At 55.8% G+C, this 19,698-nt stretch carries 9 protein-coding genes; 2 read left to right on the plus strand and 7 right to left on the minus strand.

Going from position 1 to position 19,698, the window contains the following annotated elements:
• Positions 1-487 precede the first annotated feature (487 nt).
• The 5 genes from MJO57_RS28125 to MJO57_RS28145 form a co-directional block, all read right to left on the minus strand.
• Positions 488-11,374 carry an LPD38 domain-containing protein gene (locus tag MJO57_RS28125; RefSeq protein ID WP_252020458.1) on the minus strand — a complete coding sequence of 3,629 codons (10,887 nt, stop codon included), beginning with the start codon at positions 11,372-11,374 and terminating at the stop codon, positions 488-490.
• Complete coding sequence (locus MJO57_RS28130; protein WP_252020460.1) at positions 11,322-12,371, minus strand: hypothetical protein; 1,050 nt, start codon at positions 12,369-12,371, stop codon at positions 11,322-11,324. Before MJO57_RS28130 ends, MJO57_RS28125 begins: the two co-directional genes overlap by 53 nt.
• Positions 12,372-12,488: 117 nt before the next feature.
• The gene (locus tag MJO57_RS28135; protein ID WP_252020462.1) at positions 12,489-13,577 is read right to left on the minus strand and encodes a hypothetical protein; all 1,089 of its coding nucleotides are present in this window, start codon (positions 13,575-13,577) and stop codon (positions 12,489-12,491) included.
• A gap of 24 nt (positions 13,578-13,601) precedes the next feature.
• Positions 13,602-14,435, minus strand: coding sequence for a hypothetical protein (locus MJO57_RS28140; protein WP_252020464.1), 834 nt, complete (start codon positions 14,433-14,435; stop codon positions 13,602-13,604).
• Between the two features lie 86 nt (positions 14,436-14,521).
• Positions 14,522-16,645, minus strand: a complete 2,124-nt coding sequence (locus MJO57_RS28145) for a hypothetical protein (RefSeq protein ID WP_252020466.1) — start codon at positions 16,643-16,645, stop codon at positions 14,522-14,524.
• Positions 16,646-16,746: 101 nt separating this feature from the next.
• Between MJO57_RS28145 and MJO57_RS28150 the strand changes: the two genes are divergently transcribed.
• Entirely contained in the window at positions 16,747-16,989 is a 243-nt protein-coding gene (locus MJO57_RS28150; RefSeq protein WP_252020468.1) for a type II toxin-antitoxin system ParD family antitoxin, read from the plus strand.
• A complete protein-coding gene (locus MJO57_RS28155; RefSeq protein ID WP_252020470.1) occupies positions 16,986-17,282 on the plus strand; it encodes a type II toxin-antitoxin system RelE/ParE family toxin in 297 nt (98 codons plus the stop codon). Before MJO57_RS28150 ends, MJO57_RS28155 begins: the two co-directional genes overlap by 4 nt.
• Here MJO57_RS28155 and MJO57_RS28160 read toward each other — a convergent pair.
• Together MJO57_RS28160 and MJO57_RS28165 are read right to left on the minus strand one after the other, a co-directional pair.
• Positions 17,279-18,907: a hypothetical protein gene (locus tag MJO57_RS28160; RefSeq protein ID WP_252020472.1), complete on the minus strand. Its 1,629-nt coding sequence runs from the start codon at positions 18,905-18,907 to the stop codon at positions 17,279-17,281. The genes MJO57_RS28155 and MJO57_RS28160 overlap by 4 nt on opposite strands.
• Before the next feature lie 6 nt (positions 18,908-18,913).
• Positions 18,914-19,678 carry a hypothetical protein gene (locus MJO57_RS28165; RefSeq protein WP_252020474.1) on the minus strand — a complete coding sequence of 255 codons (765 nt, stop codon included), beginning with the start codon at positions 19,676-19,678 and terminating at the stop codon, positions 18,914-18,916.
• Between the last annotated feature and the right edge of the window lie 20 nt (positions 19,679-19,698).

A 19,698-nucleotide genomic window follows, 5' to 3' on the forward strand; every position in this document is an offset into this window, starting at 1 on the left:
CATCCAGTCTCAAAGTTTTTGCTGATACCTGTCCCCAGATAGGGTCAGCATTTTTTTTCCGAGCAATATCAACGACGGATTCAAGTTCCGACACTCAGCTCAATAGGTCTCCATAAAATTCGATTGATTTCATATAAAAGTGCGAACCAGTCTTTAAATATGGCGGAAGCATTTATGATACGAATTCAGGGTGTCTACTGAATGGGGTTAGTCAGAAAAAGTAGTTGCTGTATTGACTGATGGGATCTAGGCAAGTCATACCAGACGACATTGCCAGTCAAAAAGAAAAAAACGGACCCTAAAGCCCGTGAGATAAGATTTTCTCTGCAAAATTCACAGTAGGTAAACTGCGCCCCAAGAAACATGGTTCATTAGGAACAGTGCCTCTTCCGTGAGGACGTGAGCATCCTATTGAAAACAGCAGTCCTTCGGAATTGGTAGTAGCACCTAAAATGGTGCGACTAAGACCTTGTGTCTGGACGGTTAACTATCGGAACGGCTGCTGATAGCGCTTTACAGCATTAGTGGCCACCTGGTTAATCTGCTGGTTCAGCCGGTCGAGCCGTTCCCGCTTGGTATCTCGATCCATGATCCGGTCTTCCATCACTTTACGTACTTCCCTGCGCAGCTTGCTGATCTCCCGACTCGCCTTGTTTAGCCCAGCCTTGTTTTTCAGTCTGGGACTGGCCGACTGCTCCAGCTCCTTGCCTCGCTGGGTTTCCCCGGTTTCCTGATAGTGCTTGATGGACGAAGCAATGGCATTCACATCCTTGTTTAATTCATACAGCTTGTTGGTATAACGGGTGCTGCCTTTGATACGATCGCCAAAGAAGGAACCCACCACTGGGTAGTCCTGTTTGTTCCATGCGGGCTTTTCGCCAGCACCGGTCAGGTGTCGGGTAACCGCATCGGTCACCGCCAGCGTACCGGTAGCGAATGAATTGAAATAGCCTTTCAGCAGGTGCTCCAGCTTTTTTGGGGAGCGCATCCACTCCGGTGCGCCTTCGGGAAGGTACTGCACCAGCTCCTTTAGTGTCTCGCTGGTGTACGGATCGTACTGGGCTTCCGGCTTCAGGTGCTGCAAGCTCATGGGCACAATATCCCGGTCACGAAAGCGGTCGCGGTTCTCTCCCACTTCCCAGATCGGCTTTATGAACTGCGGTATGGGTGTGGATTCCAGGTTAAACATCGCCATTCCCAGGGTCATCATGGCATCCCTGGTCCACTTGGCGTCTTCATGACGCATCATGCCCTGCCACAGAAACTCCGGGATGGTGGCAAAGATATGCCCCACCTCGAACGGCTTGGGGATTCTAAAATGACCGTCTTCACCGTCACCAATCCAGAAGTGGTGATAGGCCACTTTATCGTCGGTGCTGAGTTCCTTGTAACGGTCATCGTCTTCAAACAGTCGCACCAGCAGCCAGGAGGCAAAGCCGTACATCAGTCCCCGTGTCAGCACCTCACCGGAAAAAGCGCCCCAGTGCAGTTCATCTCCGGGCTTCACGCCTCGCCACATGCGGTTCACCCCCTGAAGCAAGCTGTTGGTGAACTGTATGGACTGGGTCAGGAACCGGACGATCCCCCACTGCCCCTTGCGGGTAAAGTTCATCACATCCAGCGACTGATAAGCGGCTTCCGCCGTGGAACCACCTTCTTCCTTCACCCGTTCAAAGACGTGCAACCGGTTGGAGTCTTCAAACCGTGCGCCGATGCTGTCCCAGAAGTCGATCAGTTTGCCGGGCGTGCTCAGAATGCGCTTCTGCTCTGCAGGGGATAGCTTCTTGCGGATGTTGTTGTAGTTGCTGCGGTAGTGACCACTGCTACTGCTCCCTCCGGCCATTTTCATCGCCCACAGGGAGTCATCCTCATCCAGGGATTTTCTGAAGCCTCTGATCGCACCGGCCAGCGGATTCATGCCCACCACCTTGCCGTTCACCTCCGGGGCAATATGCACTGCCGTGGACAGCGTATCCCTGGTCAGGTTTCGGAACCAGTAGGCAGGCATCGCCGTGACACCGCGTCGGACAATTTGGCTGGGAATGCCCACCAGTTTCATAAAGCCGCTGTGCAGTTCCGGCCCTATGTCCTGAATGGAGGCCAGCAGCAATGGATCATCCACCGCATAGGTTTCCAGTTTGCCATTGCGGGAGACACTGGTGGTCCCTTTCAGGGTTTCGTATTTGGCCATCAGCGACTTCCAGCCGCGCATCTGCGCTGGTGTCAGGTCGGTACTGATGCCGATTCCCTGAAGAGCTGCCTTTACATCGTCGTCCGTAAAGGTAATGGCACTCTCAATTTTCTCCACGGCTCCCAGTTGCAGGGCGTTGTCGATCACCCGTTGCTGGGCGATGTTTTTCAGGGCAGCATCGAGCATGGAACGGGTATTGCGCACCATCGCTTCCAGTGGAGCTATCTTTTCCACCCCGCCTTTCAGCCTCTGAATGCCGGAGGTCTGGCCACCGAGTCCTTTTTTCGGCCGAATAAACCGCTGGTTTTCTTCCTGGTATTCCAGGTCGTGTATCCGGTTGAACGGGATGTAGTCGCCGGTATCGAACAGCTTGCGCTGTTCCTTGTCGAGGGTGCCGGCGGCTTCCATAAAGTCCAGCAGCTCGCGGTTGTGCTGCTGGTAATCGTCCATCACCTGCTTGAATCGTCTGGCCAGTTCCGGCTGGGTATGCACCCAGTTCTGAATGGTGTCGATCCGTTGCTGGTCGTACAGGTTCTCCCGGTTTTGTTGGCTCAGTGCCTTGCCCAGCTTCAGGTCTTTTTCCATCTGTCTGCGGTCACGATTCCAACCGGTACGACCACCGGGATATTCATCCGGTGCTACGGCATCCAGCGTTTCTTTCAGTGCCTGCCCCTGAGCCAGCAACTGATTGCCTTTGGCCCTGGCCGCCTTGTCTTCCTCCATAATTCGCTGCGCCCGGTGGCTGCCTTCGTAAACCTCCCAGATGGCCAGCTCATCACGCTCGGTGACTGGCTTCAGCAGTTCAAACAATCCCTTGCTGCCCGGCTTGATGACAATGCTGCCCTCTTTCAGCATCGGGGTGCCTTTATGGAAGGTGGCATCGGTCACGTTATCGAGATTGCGAGCCAGGTAAACGGCCTTGCTGGCAGACACCGTTGCGTCCATCAGCTTGCCATCGTTCAGCAGCTTCTCCTGCTGTTCAATAATGGCGGCATCGGTGAATACGCCCTGATTGATATGGAGCAATCCCCGCTTGATATGCTCCTTCACCGGTTTGGCTTCCCACCACTCCCGCAATCGGTCGTGCCATGGCTTTGGGGCAATGCCACCGTGGATGTCGTTGATCACGGACTGCACATCGTCGGGGAGGTCTTTCAGGGAATAGCGGGGAACATTATCCTGTTTTGCTTTTTTATTATCTTTCAAAGCAAACAACGGCTGACCATCTTTCAGTACCGAATCCCGCATTTTGTCGGTGACAGTCACCGACCAGACTTTATCGGGTCTGGTGTCATAAGGGTACTGCGAGCCGTTGAAATGGATCTCGACAGGCTCCAGCGTTGCTCCCCACTTTTTGGTGTACTTCTTCATGTAGTTGGCCAGACGCTTGTCGTAGAACTCGCGCATTCCCCTGGCACCGTCGCCCATCAGCTCGTCCAGGTTCTCCAGGGTAAAGTCGGCGCTGTGCTCGGCGAATACCGCCCGGTCAATGTCTTGATTGGCTCCGTCTTGTGAGTCGAAATAGAGCCGCGAGCCATTGGACATATACAGTGCCTCACCATTGGCATCCCGGATAAACCAGCGGTTCTGCTGATCGTCGTTATCCTGCTCGGTGGACCATTGGCTGCGCTCTTCTTGCAGGGATTCATAGACGGAGTGGCTGTCCTCCCGTATTTTCGCTCCCAGACGATGACCCACATAAGCGTCCAGCCGCTCCTCCGCAATATGCTCTCTGCGGTTGCTGCCGTTTCTGTTTTTGATCGTTAAGGTGACATGGGTCAGTCGGCCTTCGTGGGTAAACTGGGGGGATACTTTCATCTGCTCTACCACCTGCCCAAGGCTGGGATACCGTTCCACCTGCTGAGCAGCACTGCTCCAGGCGATCCGGTCAAAGCCGTTTTCGGCAGCGTGGCGGATCATCCGTTTCATCACCAGGTTGGGCCAGCTCTCTTTCAGAGGCGCATTAGGTACCTGGCGGTAGAACCGGTGTTTGTCAGTATCGAACAGTGACTGTCGTTCATCTCGCAGTGCTTTCAGCTGGGCTTCGGCATCCACCCACTGCTGGAAATGGTTCTCTACATCTTCTGCAACCGTGGTCAATTCGTTGTTCAGCTGATCAACCTGCGTTTGATCCCGGTTTTCCTCTGCCTGTTTGATCTGACGGGTAAGGTCATCACGCCGGGCACCGGTTTCAGCATGCTGTTTGCCAAACTCATCCCGTTGTTTAACGACGGACCGAATCTTGTCATCGACTGCATTTATCCGGGCATTGCGCTGCTCCTGTTTACGTACCGACTCCGGCGTGCGGTAACCATTTTCCCGGCCTGCCTGATGCCAGTCGCTCTGCACTTCATCAATAAACAGAATCCGTTCATTACGACCATGGACGTTTTCATCAAAGGTCTGGAAGCGCACATGGGCCAGTACGTTTTCTGTTGTTCCCCAGTGGCTTTCGTCATAGTCGTCCTGTCGCCATCGGGCAAAGGATTGATGCTCGCTGACCGCAGCCGCAATGGCCGAGGCCTCAGTGGCATGGCCGGTGGTGATCATGGTCTTATCATCACCATTGCGACGGTAGAGGGTGTAGTCTTTAAACTCCTGACTCCAGCCCACATCGTCCACCTTCATACCGGCGGGCATCATGCCCTGCGCCAGTGCCTTGGCTTCATCCTCAGTGATCGGACTCAGGTTCTTGTGATTCGGATCTGTGGGGAATACGTGGCTGTTGTTATCGAGAATCAGCAACAGTTCGGAATAATCTTCACCACCTTGCATGGCATAATTGCGGTACTGAACGTCGGACTCATCCCGCAGCTCCGCTTCCAGGTCACTTCGCACATCCGACTCGTAGCCGTTCTCCCAGGCTTCCAGCGCGGCATCTTCCTTATCGGAATAGGGGATGTGATCCCGTACCAGCGCCTTGTCGTCCATAGTATCGACGCTGTTATTGGCTTGCCATTGCGCTTCTTCGTGCAGGGCGGATTCATTCAGATTGCCATCGTCATCCACCAGGGCGTCCACTTCATGGTCATCCAGCTCGCCCTGTTCAAACCGTTGCTTCAGTTCCTGATAGTGGAAGTCGTACTCATCCTCCCGCAATGTTTCCCGTGCATCGTCCAGCAGGTGGGACAGTTCATCCAGCGAATAGCCGTGCTCGTAATCGCCAATTCGCTCGCTGATAAAATGCTGCTGTTTTTCATAGACCCGCTCTTCCAGCTCCTGTTCATCTAACGCATCAACACTGAGGTCTTCGTCGATCCGCACTTCATTCTGACGGATAAAGTCCAACACCTCGGCCCTGCTCAGCTTCTCGCCCTTTTTGTCCGCCAGCCACAGGTCGAGGCCCAGCCATTGGATCTCCTCATCCTGCACAAAGTTGCCTTTCTTGATGGCATTCAGCCAGCTCTGGGCAGGCAGTTTGTCCGACTTCACCGCAGCGGCACTGCGCTCCACGGCGGAGTAGAACGTCGGGCCTATGCCTGAATCGCTGTAGCGATTCCCCTTAGCGTTACCGGCATTCAGGTTACCATTGCGCTTCAGATGCCCACGTGCCGCACTCAGCAGTTCCACGGCATCGGCATCGGTCCACTTGATATTGGGGAATAACCGGCGCAGGGTGTTGCGGATCATGCTGACCACTTTGGTCAGCAGGCCGTTTTTCGGGTCTTTCTCGGCAAGGTGCGCCAAGTATTCCTCAGCAATGATCCGATTAGCTTCCGCCTCGCTCTTGCCTTTGGTCTGCCGGGCGTACCGCTTGCCCAGCGCCTGCTTCAGCCGGTCGTTCATATCCCGGTGGATTTCATCCAGCACGGTATCGAGCCGTTTGCCCAGCAGACCACGGACGCCTTTATGGCCCACCAGTTCATGGAGGACAGTGCGCACAGCTTCCCCAGTGGTATCCAGATTGGCAGCGATCAGGTACGTCTCGCCGGTCTCCGGGTCGAACATGCCCCGCACCCGTCCCTGAGCCTTGTCGCTGATCACCTTCTGGTAGAGGCTGGAGGGCAGTTCGGTTTCAGACTGCAATACATGGATGGCCTGCCCCAGTTTCTGCTCCAGGGGCTTCAGCTTCAGACGCAGCGGTCCGGACTGAATACCTTTCGCTGCACCGCCTCTTTGTGCATAGAAGGGGCCGGTTTCATTTCCTATGAAGCTGCCCTCAGCAGAGCTGGAGTGGTAGTCGTTACCATCGCCGTAGATATGGTCGATCACGGAGATCTCACCATAGCGATTGAAGAACCGCACCAGATTCCTTGCCTTGGAACTCAGCGCCCTGTCCCCAACGGTTTTGATCAGCAGCTGGGTGGAGTTGGTACTGTCCAGTGCCCGCAGGATTCGGGCAACAGCAGGATCGGATTTATCTCGAAGGCTCCTCAAATCCTGTTCAGACAAAGGAAGTACTCCGGTCACCTGCAACTGGTGATTCAGCAGAATCAGGGCGTTGGGACTGGCAACTCCGGCAGCGGTATCAATGGCCGATTGGGTATTATTCAGTTTCACCTGTGGGCGGTTAAAACGCAGCTGTCGCTCAGTAATGGCAAAGGTGCCGTTGCGAGGCAGCCGCGTCGCCTGAATATCCTCCATCAGGTGCTGGCCATCCGCATCCAGCCCCCGGGCATGGCCACCACGCCCCACCACCACATGGCCATTGTTTATGACACCACTGCCGTCCAGTACATCATTCAGTGCCCGTGTCATCAGCCGGTCAGAGGCACTGGGATCTGCATTGCCGGACGGATGATTATGGGCAAACCAGACGCTCTTTGCCTTCGGGGTTGCAACAATGGCACCTGCCAGCGTCCAGGGGGATACCGTCGCCGAGGTCTTCTGGCCCTTGCTGTGCTTGATGACATTGACCACTTTATCCCCCCCGTCCAGCACCAGGGCATAGGCCTCTTCCTGGGCCAGTTTGCGAATGGGGGCGATAAAGTGCGCAACATCCTCTGCAGATTTCAGGGTGTCGGTTCCGGCTCGGATGGTTCCGGTTTCCACCTGTATAACCAGTACACGTTGGTTTTCGATGATCTGCCGCTGTCGTTGCTCACCTGATACATCGCCGGGGGCGAATAGGTCCCTCTGAACACTGGCAGGAAGGTCACTTTCTCCAGTCCGCCCTCTCTGTGATACTTTGCCGGAACCTCGCTCATCTACTTTCCCCCTTTTTCTGGCTGTTCCTGATCCGCGTTTCTTGAGTCGGCGCTTTCGCTCATCAATCTGTCTAACTCGGATTGCGCCTTCAGCTTCTTCGCCCTCGCGGCGTCCATTTGTTGTTTCTGTTCCGGCGTCAACAGATGCCCGTAGCGCAGATCGGATTTTGCCCAGGTTTCCAAGCAGCTCTGCCGCGCTCTCTTTACCGCCGAATTTTTCAGGGTCATTTTCGATTTCCTCTTTCAGAAGTCGCAGGTTTTTATCGTGGGGCGTTTCCGTTGCCGCCTTCATGACGTTTTTGGTGACATTGCCGTGGAAGCAGCCCATGCCGCCGTACTTATCGCAGCTGGTGCAATTGAAGTCTTTCTTCGGGTCGGTGGGGTGCTTTATTTTCTTCCAGCCACCATCCACCGGGCAGACCCGTTTCATGGCATCCAGCCCCAGCATACGGCGGAGGGCCCGCTTATCCGACAATACCTTCTGGCCATGTTTGATGGGTAGGATCACCAGAATGCGATCCACGTTAGACCGGATAAAATCGATTCCGTTGCGTTCACCATCAAACACTACGGCCAGGGGCAGGTCCGGATGCTGCTTTGCCAGTCCGAAGTTACTGTTATCCACAGAGAGTGCCCGCCAGTTTTGCTCTGGCACCTGCTTCAGGAACTCTGGATTCTTGCTGAATATCTGGAGTCGGATGCCTTCTTTATTCATCTCCTTTATGAAGGGCAGCCAGGCCATAGACCCATCACCCATATCGAACAGACGCAGGGCTTTGTTTTGATAGAACTCAACCGTTCCCTTGTAATCGTTGGCGGCAATTCGGGCAGCTTTGACCGGATCTTTCTCCACAGCCCAACTCACCAGCTCCGACTTGATCAGCGGATTGCTGAACCGGTAGTTGCCTTTGGTGGCGTAACAAAAGGATGCACAATCGCTGCTTGGCTGACAGTCGATGAAACTGCCGTTGATGCTGTTCTGGGGCTTGCCAGCATGGCCGAGCAAGTCTTCGTTATGGAGGTAGCGCCAGAGTCCGGCTTCGCCATCGTTTTTCAGATAGCCCAGAACCGAGGCATTATCCTTTTCGGAGAGCAGGGAACGGTAATCGACATTGTTTCCGGCAATCAGGTCATCGATGGTCTGGCGAATCAGCATGGACTGGACGGTCTTTCTGGCCCAGGGTGTATCCGCCAGTTTTTTCAGCCTTTGAATGATTTCCTGCTTGTCAGGCCTGCCATCCAGATAGCGTTTGATGGCTGCCCGTTCTGCATCGCCGAGGCTTTTGAACCCCGGCACCGAGTAGTGAGGCGCATTACGGCTGTTGTACCAGTCGCGCTCCTGGCGCTTTGTGGCACTTCCCCCGTCCTGGGGGGCGTACTTGTCGCGCTTTCTATGCCCTTCGGGTGCCCGGCGCTTGGTGGCACTTCCCCCATCCTGGGGGTCGTATTGAGCCTTGTCTTCCTCAATCCCTGCAAAGTCATCTTCCGTCCACTCATCGCTATCAAGGGTGCCGTGATCAACCGCATCCAGCAGATCGTCTACTTCGTCCCTTTTGGCTTCTCTGGCAGGCTCAGTTGCTCGTCCGGTCCGTTCTTTCGGTTGACCGCCTCGGTAGCTTCCTTCAGCAGTTTGAACAGGCTGGTCTTGTTTGGCCTCCCAGTCGCGCTCCGGGCGCTTGGTGGGACTTCCCCCTTCCCTGGGGGTCGGCTTCGGGTCGATGATCGGTGTGGATTTATCGCCATAGTTTTTCTCCAGTTGGCGGTTGGTCTGCTGAATCAGATCGTCCAGTGTCGCCTCTGCGGTACCGAAGATATCCCCATCGGCTTGAGATTGCTTTTGCAGGTACTGCTCAATCTGATTCGCCAGCTCGCTCAGGGCCTGACCAACCTGCTTTGACTTGTGGAGGTTGGCATCAAGCCACCTGGCGAACAGTTCGGTTTCCGGACTGAACTTATCCAGTAATGAATGCTGATCCAGAATCTCATCCACCGACTGGTTGCGGTTTCGGGAGTCCTGAAGGATGCGGCTGGCTTCCACCAGTGACTCAATAACTCCGTAACCTCCCAATTCGGGATCGATACCTTTTGCTCTGGCAAAATGAGGTGCCGCCATTGCCAGCGATTTGATCAGGTTCTTCAGATCTGGTTTGTCGTCCTCAGCAAACAGGCTGTTCAGGCGCTCATCGTCGTAGGCTTTCATAAACAGTGCCGACTCTACGCGGTCACGCATCTGTTTATTCCAGTCACCCTGACGGGTTTTCAGTTCTCCGGCTTCGCTGCCCAGCCGGTCGGCAAACCGGGCAAGGAATACGTCATTGCTTCGATGCAGAAGGTCGCCAGTATCATCGGTATCAAAGTGGGAGAGATCTTCCTGGGTAATGCGGGAGGCGTCGAGCTTGGCTTTTTCGGCAGGGGACATTGAAGCGGTATCACGGGCATTGGCTTCTTTGGTGAAAGCAATACGCTGGTCTGTATCCATTTCTCCCTGACGCTGACGCACCAGTACCGGATGTTTGAAGTTATCCACAGACTCGGGCTTCAGGCCAAAGGAGTCAGCATTCTGCTTCAGGTGCTCCCGGTAGGCTTTCGCCTTTTCAGGATGATTTCGGTAGGCTTTGCGGATTGCTGATACACGACCATTACCGCTTTCTACTACGCGGTCAGTGCCGATGATAGGTGCTCCGCTGCTGGCCAGCGGGTTGGCTCCCAGCAATTTCGGATTCAGTTTGCTGGCAATGCCCCTGATCTGGTCTTCACTGGCTTGGCGGGTTCGGTCTCTTGGTTGCAGCTCTGCGGGATATTCCGGGTTTACCTTGCCAGTGTCGTTGTGGCTGGCGATCAGGTCATCGGCTTCATAAAGGGCGTATTGGGTATCCAGCTCCCGTTCGGCTGTGGATACTTTTTCTTTACCTCGGCCCATCACTGGCTTGATGCCGGAAGGAGTGCCAGACTTTTCCTGCGCAGTCAGTCGCAGCCCTTCCTGCTGCTGCCGGTTTTCAATGGCTTTGACTTCCCGCTCAAAGCGGATACCGTCGCCGCTTTCAATCATGGCTTTCAGGTTGGCCACAGCTTCTGTCATATTCCGAGGGGTAATGCCACGACCACTTTTACGAGCCTGCATTTCCAGCTTGCGCTGGTTCTCAATCAGCTTGCGCACCCGACGCTTTTTACTGTCGTCACCAAGCTGCCAGTTAAAGGAACGAAACAACCGGTTCAGGCTGTTCATCCGTTCGGTGTAGCTGGCTAAATCCTGATCGGGGCTACCGGTGTATTCCGGTGAGCTGGGGTGCTGATTGGGAGCGTTGTTGATCTGGTCACTGCGACGCTGTTGGCTATCCTGGTGCACAGCTTGTGGATCTGCTCCTACTGACCCATAACGATTGGCGGTAAAGTCAGTCGGTGAATACCCCAATGCCTTGGGTTGCTGTTGTGGTACCGGCTGCTGCTCTTGGTCCGGACGGTAAGGGGCATTGGTCTGCTGTTCAATGCCAGGGCCGGTAAAAGTGGTTTCACCTCTTTGTGCGGGGCTGTTGGGTTCAACATAAATAGCGTTATCGGTTTCTAATAGCGGCGGTTGTTGCGGGGAACGAGCCTTCTGTCGTTTATAGGCCGGTTGGTTATACTGGCTAAAATCGCCTGCACCTTGCGGGGCTGGTTGTTGCTCTTGTTGTTGCTCTTGTTGTGGCTCAACTTCAACCTGTGGTTGTTCCGTTTGCTGGGATTTTTCTCCGAGCTCACGAAGCTGGCTCTCCAGTCCGGCAATGGCCAGCGAGTTCTGCCGCAGTTGCTCCGCCAGCATGGTCTGGTCGGCGTGAGGTTCCTGCATCTGGTCTTGCAGGGTCTGGTGCTGGCTCATCAGGTCGTTGAGCCTCTGCTGCTTCGCCCTGATGTCGTCCATATTACGGGTTCGACCGGCAGCGCCCACCAGTCCACCCACCGGACCTCCAACAATGGCACCGGACAGTCCCTGCTCCAACGCACCATCAGTCAGCCCCACCTCCCTTCCCACCTGCTGCTGGCCGTAGTTGGCCGCCATGCTGGCCAACCCCTTCTCCGAACTCCTGCGCCCCTTCGGTCAGGAACCCCTTGGCCGCATTCAGGCCACGGGTGCCGGCGTTCTTCAGGATCAGGTTCTCCATGGCCGGACCCGCCAGCCCCATGGAAAGCGCCCCCACCCCGGCAGCCGGGGCAAAGGCGGCCTGTGCCGCTTCCTCGGCCAGCAGGGCTTTTGCCTGCTCAAAAGGCTGGCGGGTATCGCCGCCTCCGGCCTGCTCGTAGGTCTGCTGGTAGAGCTCCTGGAACCTCGGCAGGTCTTTCAGTTGCTCATAGCCCAGTGCCATGATCTGGCTTTTGGCGTCCTCGGCACCGGCCCCGCCGATCATCAGGCCACCGGTTGCCCCGTAGCCAATGGCATGGCTGCCCTTGTCGATGGCGTTGGCGTAGCCCTGCACCTTCCGGGCATCGTTCAACCCTTTCACTGCTGCCGCTGAACCCGATGCCTGAAGTCCTTTCATGCCCAGTGCCGACAACCCTTTACTGGCCACACCACCGGGTATCATGGACGGTGCCAGCGAGCCAAGACCGGAGGCAAACTGAAGACCAAAACCGGCGGCACTGCTGCCATCGGTCAATCCATAACCACCGTCGCTTTTGCGCTCGATACCAAACCCCTGCATCGCCTCCACACTGGACGGGGACATATTGTCCAGCTGTTCCTCAGATTTCTCCCGCAGCCAGTCACTGGCCGCGTTATGACCATCGCCGCCCACCAGTCGGCTCGCACCGGATACCAGGTCAGCCGCACCGGCATAACCGCCATGCCAGAGGGCTTCCCACAGGTCACCGGCATAAGAGCTGTCCGGGTTGCCACGGCGGCGGGTATGCTGGTCAAACAGGGAACGGGCTTCCCGATGGTAGCCCTCGGGTATCTGGGGCTTGAGGTAATGCCGCCAATACTGCTCCCGCAGCCGTTCCTGTTCCTGATCGTCCCCCCGCTGAAACAGCGGGGTCGAGCTGAAATCATTCCAGTTCATAGAATCGTCCTTGTAAAAACGCTGGCCGCCGCCCGCTACCCGCTGCCCGTAAAAGCTAAAAACGGTGCTTGCTTGTCTTTTTCGGGAAGCGGGCGGCGGGTAGCGGACAGCGGTCTGTTATCGTCCGTAGGAAGGGTGGAAGTGTTGAAAGGTGCCGGGGTTGCGGTTCAATGGGTTGTAACCGGGATAGCCGTAACCCTGCCCCTGCTTCGGCACTGCCGCATTGGGCGTCACCGGAGGGGGTGGTGGCGGTGTCATTGCATCCCCGCCCCCTAATGCCTGCTTCAAAGCCGCCAGCGGATCATTCGCCTGTTGCTGCTGACCAAACAGATCAAACCCCAATGTCCGGTTCGGGGTTTCCTCACCGGTGGTGACATAGCCCGGATTGCGCGGGCCATACTGTTTCATCAGTTGACCGTAGTGATCCTGAACCGCCTCCGGTAGCTGGGCTTTCTGGTCTTTGGGGCTCAATCCTGATACATCGGCTTCGCCCTGAGACTGGGCGACTTTCTGAAGTTCTTCAATCAACTTGCCAGGATCATTGACCTTATTGCCCGGATCAAAGGTCTGCTTCTTCTGACCGGCAAAGTTGTTCAGGTTGGAGAGGGAACTGAGGTAGAACTGCTTCACCGGGTTGCCATCGTCACCGAGCAGACTCACCAGCGGGTCTTCATTGCGGTCGCTGTGATTGAAGCGGATACCGCTGACGTTACTGACCTTGATGCCGGGGTGCTGGTTGATAAACTCGATGGCGTCCTGAGCATCCCGTGGGTCCTGCCCCTGATGATACTTGTGCAGCATCCGGTTCAGCTTTCCGGCGTCCTGCGTCAGGGGATTTTGCACCGTTTCCCTGCGCTCCATTGGCATTCCGTAACCGGCCTGACCGCCTTGCGGACTCTGCCTGGCGCCCATGCCATTACCCGGCTGAATGCTCTGGGGCATCTGCCCGAACCCGTTAGGCTGACCATGAATGGCGGCAAACCGCTGCTGCCGGTCGTAGAACTGGCTCAGGTCGTTCTGGTCGATCTGCTGCTGGTTCATTACCTGCTGCTGTTGCTGACCATTGTACTCCTGCTGCTGTCGGCGCAGTTCACCAAGGCGCTGGTTGATGGCGTACTGTTCATCGGCGTAACCGGGCACTTTGGTGCCGCGGCCAATTGAATCAAACTTGTTCTGGTAAACCCTGCCGTCCGATCCGATGTACATGGTGATCCTCCCTGATCCTGTGGATTAATACTCGTAATCAAACGACTCGCGGTAATTCCACTGCCCGTTGTTATCGTAGGTCTGCACCAGCCCGTTCTGCCAGCGGTTCGCCGCCTGGTTAAACGCCTGGTTCTGGGCTTGCAGTTTCATCTCGTCCTGCTTGAAGCCATAACCCAGATCGTACTGACGGGCGGCTTCATTGAGCTGGTGGTACTTGATCTTATTATCGGTGAACATATCCGCTGCCAGTTTGTAGACACTGGCCGCACTGCTCAGGCCATCGGTGGCGGTTTTAGCGGTATCCAGCCCCAGTTCCGCCACATCGAGGTTGCGGTTCCAGCTCTCCTCTCTGGCGGTGTCCCGCACCTGATTCTGGATGGCCGAGAGTCCCGCCGCCTTGTGCAGGGCATTGCTGGTGCCAAACCCGGAAAACCGTGCCGAATTGGGATTTACGCCCATCCGGCGCATATCCCGTTCGTACTCGGATTGTTGCAGGTCGGCGTTGGCCTGATAGTCGCTGGTCGCCTCGCCTAACCGGCTCTCCAACTGGGCGTCCGACACCGTGGCATTGTCGCCCAGGTACTGAAAGTTGGGCTGGTAGTTGTCGAACACATCAAACAGCTTGTCGCCATAGTCCTTCAGCTTGTCCGCCACATCGGTGGCCGCGTCGATATTGAGCTGGTAACGCTGCTCACTGTCGTCGTAAGCGTAGCGGGGGGTGATGTCTGGCATTTGTGGCTGAGCTTCGTTTCTTCTCCAAAAGTGGTTGCTGCCAGACCCCAGAGAGAAGGTATTGAAGCTCCCCATCTGGTCCAGACTTTTCTGGTAAGCACTGTTGCCGGTCAGGCCGTAACTCATGCCAGAGTCCGGTATTCCCCGACGGGTGAATCCCTGTGAACGTGTCATTCCCATGGTGAGTCTCCTGTTTATTCGCCCGTGGCCGTTTATTCGCCGGTAGCCGTCCAGTGGATAATGGCGTCGGCTACGCTGACATCGGTGGCACCGAGGTCATAAGCGGTGGTGTCCCAGTAGAAGTGGTTCAGGGGGGCATCACTCACTGGCTGTGCCCGCTGATAATAGATAGTGGCCGCAATGTCACGGATATGAACATAAGCCAGACTGGTAGGAACGTAGTTCGGCTCGTAAAAACTGCCAGCCTGTGACTGTCCGTCATATCCGGCCCGTTCTGCCCAGACTTCCACTTCCGGGTAGATATTGCCGTCTTTGTGAACCACATCCTCCCAACGCATGGAAATATCCGTAAACCGAGTGACTTCCCACTCTTTTGAGAAAGAGTCATTGGACGTGGTTTTCTCGTAGGTGTTGTATTCGCCCCGATCATTGGGGAGTCGCACTCTGGCCCGTCCTTTAACCTTGTCCTGCCCCCAGGCTTTGCTGTCATAGCGGTAGAGGTTCCTGACCTCCAGCCGTATATCCACTTTGGCGAAATACAAAATCCGGTTGATCTCCCACCCCGAACCGATGTTCGGGTCACCAATGCTAATGGTGTGTCGGAAGGTCTGTGCTGAATTGGTGGGACTGAGGGTTTTCTGGTAGGGGTTGGCAATCTTGTTCTCATCCCGGTAGTCGTAAGTAACGCTGCCACTGTTGAACGTACCTTCTCGGTCTTCCGCTAAAAAATACAACCCCACCTCATAGCTGCCCTGGGTCATGGTCTGGCTGAGTTCGATGTCGTGGGTGGTGAACTGCTCAATATCCACGGCCACCGTTTCCCCGTCGATCCACTCCCCCCATTGCTGCCGGTACCGGAGGGTCACGCTCACCTTACGGTTCTGCCAGGTACCACCGCTGCCGGTGGAACGCTGGCTGGCAACCCGCCCTTTCAGGGTGACCTTTTTCACCTGATCCACACCGCCTCTGGTAAAGGTGGTGGTATTGCTGGCCCCCTGGTAAAGGGCGTTCCTGACCTCCGTCTTGCTGCCATCCGCCAGCAGCAATCGGGCATAGGGTTTGAACACCCACGCCCCTTCAATGGCGCCGTGAGGCATCGGGGATGAGTGGTACAGTTCCAGCCGCTGGGACTGGTCGGGGTAGTCGGCGTTATAAACGGTAATATCGCGGGGATAGAGGTTAATGGTGGGCTGGCTTTTGAAATAGGCGGGAATCACCACGCTCTGGTTATGCCTGCCGATGCCGCTTTCTGTCCGACGCACCTCTTTGTAACGGACGTGGCCGGAGCTGGCGGTGTAGATATAGGACTCAATCCGTCCCTCTTTCAGCACCAGGTAATCGTTAGTAGCAATGCCGCCGCTGCCGGTAATCACCATCTGGCCAAATCCATCGCTACCGGTACTCAGCTCGATGGAGCCCTGCCCCACGGTCAGTGCCGTGCCGTTTTGCAGTTCACCGGACTGAAGTTGGCTGATATTCACCGGCCCGTTCACCGCCAGATAGCCGTTAAAAACCAGCACATACTCCGGTGACCCTTCCGTGCCGATATTGCGCACCGAAAACGGCTGCTCCGACAGCTCCGGGCTTTCCAGCATCAGGTCGGCCAGACTGATAATGGCCGTTCCCTGACCCGCCGTTCCAGCCAGTGCATGAAAGCCCCCCACCTGCCCGGCACTGTTGACGTGGCGCACCCAGTAATAGTGCAAGGTAGTATTGCCAGTGACATCGGTATAGCGGCTGCCACTGGCTTCGTGGACCAGAGACGCCTGCGCCCGGTCATCCACCTGAGCTCGCCATACCTCCGTGTGGTTATGACCGTTATAGGCCGGGGCATCCCATTGAAGGATCACGGCACCAAAGATGCCGTTGGAGGACAAACCAGCAGCCGGAGTCGGGGCGTCCGGTGCGCTAGTTCCTCCACTATCACCCGTCACTGTTACGATTGACTGCACCGGCTCCAGAGTATCGGTGATAGAACCCACGGCAGTGGCTGGTAAGCTCAATCGCTGACCTTTCTCCCTGGCCAGTCCCAGCTCGGCCAGCTCGCTGTGCAGCACCGCCCTGTCCCCGGCATTGCCGCTGCGACCGGCGAGGCGGTTCAAAAACTCGCGCACGTAGCGGTCTACCGTTGCAGGCAGTGCGGGAAATTTGGCCATAATGATTGGAAATGGTTACCCAGGAATATGAATTTGAGACATGGCAGCAAGCCTATCGCTGTATTATCATGTATTAATAATTAATACAGGAGCAGCAGCCCATGAGCCGGAATACCTCTGTAACACTGGGACATCACTTTGACCGTTTCGTCGCTGAAAAAATAGAACAGGGTCGTTATCAGTCTGTCAGTGAAGTCGTACGGGCGGGCCTTCGCAAGTTAGAAGAAGATGAAACAAAACTGGAAGTGCTTCGGGCAGAGATTAAGGCTGGCCAGGAAAGCCCCGAGGTTAATGATTTTAATGTGGACTCTCTGCTGGACGATTTCCATGGGAAACACCTGTGAGTCAGTTGTATAGCCTCCGACAGCGAGCCCGGGAGGATCTTGAGTCTATCTGGCTTTACACCCTGAATCACTGGGACGTTGAACAGGCAGACCAATATATCCGTATGGTTGTTGATCGTTTCGAATGGCTGACGGAAAACCCGAAAGCCGGTAAGCTTCGCAAGGATATCCAGCCTGGCTGCTACAGTATACCCATCGGTTCCCATCTTATTTTCTATCAATTGATTGATCATCGTCCTGATATCCTGCGTATCTTGCATCAACGTGCAGATGTTGCTCACTGGCTGCCTTAAAGCTCCGCCATGGAGCTGGCGACAATTACGGCAGTCACGGTGTCGGTGCCTTCCAGCTCAAACTGCCAGCGGCTGCCACGGCCTGCGGGGAGCCTGAAGCCTCTGTCCGAAGTGACCAGCAGTTCCAGTATCTGTTGTTCGTCACGGAATACCCGCAACACCAGATCGGTGTAGCTGTCGGCCATGATCCTTGCTGAACTGAACAGGGCAGGCTTCCCCTGAAATACTTTGCTGCGCCACCGGTAGGGCATCAGCTCAGAGCCTTTGTCCCACGCTTTGATGGTGTCACCAATGGCCAGATAGAGTGTGTCATCCTGAAGATCACGGTAACAGGCATCGGCGTAAGTGCCGAGTTCGGTAAAGGTACCGCTGTCGGGGCTGAATATGAAACCACCGCCGTCAACACTGTCGCCATAGAAGCCAAAGTACCGGCCATCGTGAAAGCAGCCGTGGATAGTGTCTGGCTGAAAACATTCCCGCCAGTCTTCAGGGTTGATGATGTTGCGGGTCATCAGGTCGGCACGACCACCAGAGATACGAACCAACCCATCCGGCGAGGCGTAAAGTGCCATATCCCCCATATCCACCATGCTGCGTTTGCTGATGCAGGCATGGGCCGTATCCAGCCGTTCCAGGGTCATGGCACTGGGCTCGGTACCAAAGGCCACATAGGGATAACCGTCAGTGACAATGATCACACTGTTGGCGGCCACCGCCAGTGATTGTATCTCATATTCCACCGCCAGCCGGTAAGCCGCTGGCCATGCGTATAAATGGTAAGGCTCGCTGAACATCAGCTCCTTGCCGGAGAATCCAACGGCAACACCACCGGGCAGCACCACCATGCCTTGCAGGTCATTGGGTGGCGCGATCCAGCCGATGGTTTTCAGGATGCCGCCCCGCTGATCCATCGGGGTTTGATCCACCACGCTGGTGACGCCCACCGGGGTATCGGTGACCACCGAACCATTGTTGTTTATCTGGGTACAGAGCTGATACACGCCCACCTGCGTACTGGTGTAAACCCTGAAGTGGGTAATGTTCATGTCAACCGCACCCGGCCCTGAAGCCAACGTCAGGTTGACAGTCTCACCGGGCTTCACCACGATCTCACCAGAAGGCAGCGATGGCGGCCCTTCCCGTCCGTTCTCATCCACCCAGGTGTAGGTATAGAAGCGGGTTTCGGCGTCCACTGCCTGAGCATCTTCAAGCGGTGTGCCACTGAGAGTCATCACGGGTGCCACATCCGGCTCCGGCATCCCCAGTTGATGGTCATTGACCGGATAGTCACTGCCACCACTCAGGGCAAGACCATTATCGGTGTAGCGGGGACCTTTCAGCGTACCGGTGTAATAGACCCGGTTATTGGGGTCATCGGCCACGGGGGAACGGATCACGTCCACGTCTTCTGTCCAGTCAAACCAGTACCGGTTGCCTTCGTTGCGGTACAGGTAGATGGACTTCGGCGTTGCACTCAGGGCCTGTACATCAGCAAGTTGATAGTAGGCTCGCAGACTGCCATTAGTTAAACGACAGTCAATGGCTGCCTCCGCCTGGGTATCTTCCAGGAGATGACTGTCAAGCCAGGGGACTTCGCCGGTAAAGGAGGTGATATCGAGTTTCATGGTGGGTTATTTTTTCAGTCCGTACACCGAAACCGTGCCCACCAGTTTGTTCTGGTTCATGGCTTCCGCGTAGAACTTGATGCCCGTGATCGAGCCACTCACCGGTGCCGACAGGGTTGCCGTGATGTACTGGTCACCGTTGCCACTGTCCAGATGCGCAGTGAAGGAACCTTTACCATTCGGGTTCACGGACACCGTCATCGTCCCGGACAGAAAGACCGACTCCATCTCACCATTCACCAGGGCATAGCCGGAGTATTGGCCACCCGACAGCGTATACCCGTCACTCTTGATCACCGAGGTATTGGCCCAGCCGTACCCCGTTACCCAGGAGCCATCGGACTGCTTAAAGGCCATGCCCAGTTTTTTCTCCCGGTAGTCACCGTTGTCATCAATCCCGAGGTTATTAATGACCAGCTGATACCCGCCATAAAGCGCATCATCAAAACCGATGTCCAGCACCATTTCTGAAACACCCGACTGGGATACTGTACTGAGCAGTTTCATATCCTCTTCCTCTGCATTATTGCCCTGGCTCTCCAATGCCTCTATCCGTGCGGTCAGATCGGTAATAATGTCCTGAAGGCTCTCTACTGAAGCAATGGTGTGAATATGATCCGGTGGCGCGGTTAATGAGGTCACCACCCCACCCACCAGCGCGAACAGCTTGCCATCGGCGGTATTGATCGCCACCTCCCCCGACGCCAGATCGGACGACAGCGGGACCTTGCCCGGGGTCGCCGAGCTTTTCAGTTTGATGGTGTTGGACACAGGCCCATTCCTCTGGTTGC

It is taken from the genome of Endozoicomonas sp. SCSIO W0465 (assembly GCF_023716865.1).
Taxonomy (GTDB): domain Bacteria; phylum Pseudomonadota; class Gammaproteobacteria; order Pseudomonadales; family Endozoicomonadaceae; genus Endozoicomonas.

Coding starts and splice junctions, on each gene's coding strand:
- MJO57_RS28135 (WP_252020462.1), bottom strand. CDS start 13,577: ATGTACATCGGATCGGACGGCAGGGTTTACCAGAACAAGTTTGATTCA.
- MJO57_RS28145 (WP_252020466.1), bottom strand. CDS start 16,645: ATGGCCAAATTTCCCGCACTGCCTGCAACGGTAGACCGCTACGTGCGC.
- MJO57_RS28150 (WP_252020468.1), top strand. CDS start 16,747: ATGAGCCGGAATACCTCTGTAACACTGGGACATCACTTTGACCGTTTC.
- MJO57_RS28130 (WP_252020460.1), bottom strand. CDS start 12,371: ATGAACTGGAATGATTTCAGCTCGACCCCGCTGTTTCAGCGGGGGGAC.
- MJO57_RS28140 (WP_252020464.1), bottom strand. CDS start 14,435: ATGAGTTACGGCCTGACCGGCAACAGTGCTTACCAGAAAAGTCTGGAC.
- MJO57_RS28125 (WP_252020458.1), bottom strand. CDS start 11,374: ATGGCGGCCAACTACGGCCAGCAGCAGGTGGGAAGGGAGGTGGGGCTG.
- MJO57_RS28160 (WP_252020472.1), bottom strand. CDS start 18,907: ATGAAACTCGATATCACCTCCTTTACCGGCGAAGTCCCCTGGCTTGAC.